Source organism: Haloferax sp. Atlit-4N, assembly GCF_003383025.1.
GTDB classification, from domain to species: Archaea; Halobacteriota; Halobacteria; order Halobacteriales; family Haloferacaceae; genus Haloferax; species Haloferax gibbonsii.
In genome coordinates this window covers 1-724 of the sequence record NZ_PSYY01000035.1, presented here as the reverse complement: position 1 = coordinate 724, position 724 = coordinate 1, and the positions used below count along the sequence as shown (strand labels likewise).

The window sequence follows — 724 nt, the reverse complement described above, 5'->3', positions numbered from 1 at the left end:
GGGCGACTTCCCCAACTACATGGGGCTCGACTGGCTGGCCACGCCCAACGGCATCACGAACGTCGCGCTCGTGGCCGACACGGAGCAGCTCGGCGGCATGGCCGACGAGGACCTGCAGAGCCCCGGCTACGCCAAGGTCGACGGCATCGGTGTCGAGGTCAAGGTCACCCGCATGACGGGCTCCGACGACCGTGACGGCTACCGGGCCCGCGCCCGGCGCGTCACCGTGCCCGTGATCCTCGAGCCGGCGGCCGCCGGCAAGATCAACCTCGCTGCCTGATCGGAGATCGACATGCCCTACAAGGTGACCAGCCCGCTGGTGATCGTCCCGAACGACGACGGTGTCAGCGGCGACGGCTACTTCTACCAGGACGCCGTCATCCCCGACGGCTTCAACGACAAACGCTGCAAGGAACTCGTCAAGGACGGGATGCTCGAGAAGGCCACGGCCGACTCGGGTTCCGACGGCGGCTCCGACAAGGAGCCGACCGTCAAGGAGATCCTCGACGAGGTCGGCGACGACAAGGAGAAGGCCCAGACCGCGCTCGACGCGGAGAACGCCAAGGACAAGCCGCGCGCGTCCCTCGTGGACCCGCTGCAGAAGATCCTCGGCAAGGCCTGATCCACCCCTGCAGTACCTCCAGGTGGGGCGGGCCCGGCCACGAGCCGCCCGCCCCGCCTGGCACCACCACCTGAGGAGGCACCGTGCCGGTCGACGTCACCA

2 protein-coding genes are annotated in these 724 nt (G+C 68.9%); both read left to right on the top strand.

Features of this window, described 5'->3' with window-relative positions:
* Window positions 1–280, top strand: a 280-nt coding sequence (locus tag C5C07_RS22270; protein ID WP_199522779.1) for a hypothetical protein, incomplete at its 5' end; no start/stop codon positions are given.
* A 12-nt stretch (window positions 281–292) separates the two neighbouring features.
* On the top strand, window positions 293–622 hold the full coding sequence (locus C5C07_RS22265; RefSeq protein ID WP_115806051.1) for a hypothetical protein: 330 nt from the start codon (window positions 293–295) through the stop codon (window positions 620–622).
* Window positions 623–724: the final 102 nt, after the last annotated feature.